Origin of the sequence: Streptomyces sp. NPDC058664 (assembly GCF_042716635.1) — a bacterium.
Taxonomy (GTDB): domain Bacteria; phylum Actinomycetota; class Actinomycetes; order Streptomycetales; family Streptomycetaceae; genus Streptomyces.
On the sequence record NZ_JBHXRW010000002.1, the window covers coordinates 1 to 2,006 of the forward strand.

2 protein-coding genes are annotated in these 2,006 nt (G+C 75.0%); one reads left to right on the forward strand and one right to left on the reverse strand.

What is annotated here, in order from left to right; all coding sequences use genetic code 11:
• Nucleotides 1–389 (reverse strand): acyl-CoA thioesterase domain-containing protein (locus ACFWUY_RS01740; RefSeq protein ID WP_384100846.1); only part of this gene is annotated, 389 nt, incomplete at its 3' end.
• A gap of 193 nt (nucleotides 390–582) precedes the next feature.
• Here ACFWUY_RS01740 and ACFWUY_RS01745 point away from each other — a divergent pair.
• A complete protein-coding gene (locus ACFWUY_RS01745; protein WP_384100848.1) occupies nucleotides 583–1,872 on the forward strand; it encodes an MFS transporter in 1,290 nt (429 codons plus the stop codon).
• The last annotated feature ends 134 nt before the right edge of the window (nucleotides 1,873–2,006 follow it).

The following is a 2,006-nucleotide window of genomic DNA, read 5'->3' on the forward strand; positions in this document are numbered from 1 at the left end:
GCATCGGGGAACGGTCGGGTGCCGGTGGGCAGGAATTCCTCGGGCAGGTCGAGCGCGGGCTCGGCCAGCTTGATCCGCCACGCCTTCGCCTGCATCACCGGCCCACGCTCGGACGACAGCGTCGCCTCGATCAACTCGACACTGCGCCCCGCCCGCACCACCTTCGCCTGGGCGGTCAACGGCGCCAACGGAACGGGCCCGAGAATCTCCACCGCGACCCGCCCGACCTGGAACCCCGGCCGCGGCTCACACCGCTCGATCACATGCCCGAGCAGCGCCGACGGCGGTCCGGCATGCTGGGCGTCCGGTGACCAAGGGCCCCGGGTCAGCTCGGTCGAGAGGAACCGGTTCGGGTCCTCGGGGTCTCGGCGGTAGAAGGCATCGGGCACCCGGCTGACGTTACCCCCGCCCCGCGATCCGAGGTAGCCGCTGCGCGCGGGGCAGTGATGAGCGAATCCGCCGATCGGCGGGCGCGGCCCCCCCCCCCCCCGCTTCCACACGCCCCCGTAACCCGGACATCGGTGGGGTAGTTGGCGCGACATGCGCCTCAGTGACTCTCCGTCGCCACCCCGAGCACCGTCCATGACCCGGCTCGCCACCGCCTCGCTCGTCGGCACCGCCATCGAGTTCTTCGACTTCTTCGTCTACGGGACCGCCGCCGCCCTCGTCCTGGGGCCGCTCTTCTTCCCGACCTTCTCCCCGCTCGCCGGGACGCTGGCCGCCTTCGGCACCTTCGCCGTCGGCTTCGTGGCCCGTCCGCTCGGCTCGATCCTCTTCGGCCACGTCGGGGACCGGTACGGCCGGCGTCCGGTCCTCTTCGCGTCGCTGCTCCTGACCGGCTGCGCCACGGTCGCGGTCGGCTGCGTCCCCACGTACGCGACGCTCGGCATCGCCGCCCCCGTGCTCCTGCTCGTCCTCCGCTTCCTCCAGGGCCTCGGCCTCGGCGGGGAGTGGGGCGGGGCCGTCCTGCTCACCGCCGAGCACGCCCCCGCGCACCGGCGCGCGCTCTGGTCGAGCTTCCCCCAGATCGGCCCGGCGGTCGGCTTCCTCCTGGCGAACGGGGTGATGCTGGCGCTCTCGGCGGGCCTGAGCGACGCGGAGTTCCGGTCCTGGGGCTGGCGGGTGCCGTTCTGGGCCGCCGGTGTCCTCGCGGCGGTCGGGCTGCTGCTGCGCTCCTCCCTCGCGGAGACCCCCCAGTTCGAGGAGCTGGCCGCGTCCGGGAAGCGCGCGGGCGCCCCGCTGGCCGAGGTCGCCCGCGACCACTGGCGGCTCGTCCTGCTGACGGCCGGTGCGCTCGCGGTCGGGTACGCCACCTTCTACACGGTCTCCACCTGGGCCCTCGCCTACGGGACCGAACACCTCGGGGTGAGCAGCACCGTGATGCTGACCTGTGTCATGGCGGCGGTGACGATCAAGGGTGCGGCCACGCCCTTCGTGGCCCTCCTGGCCGACCGCTGGGGCCGCCGCCCGCTCTGTCTCGCGGGGTGCGCGGCCTCCGCGCTCTGGATGTTCCCGATGGTGGCCCTGCTGCACACGGCCCGGCCGTTCCTGATGTTCCTCGGCTTCCTGGGCGCGCTGCTCGCCTTCATCACCATGTTCGCGGTGGTCGCCGCGTACCTCCCGGAGCTGTACGAGCCCCGCGTCCGCTGTACCGGCGCCGCCGTCGGCTACAACCTCGCCGGCGTCCTCGGCGGCGCCCTCACCCCCCTGGTCGCCACCGCCCTGTCCGACGGCGGCTCCGGCCCGCCCTGGGGCGTCGCCGCGTATCTGACCCTGGTCGCCCTCGTCAGCCTGGCCTGCTTCGCCCTCCTCCCGGAGACTCTCCCGGCCCGGACGGTCCTTGAGCCCGTGGCCGATCTGGACCCCGTGTAGGGAGCGCGGGAACACGGCGACGGGCGGCCCGGGGGGACCCCCGCCCCGCCGGGCCGGGGGTGGGGGGGGGGGGGCCCGGGGGGGGGTGTTGGGCGGGGGGGGCGGGGGGGCCCCGGGGGGGGGGGTGGCCGGCC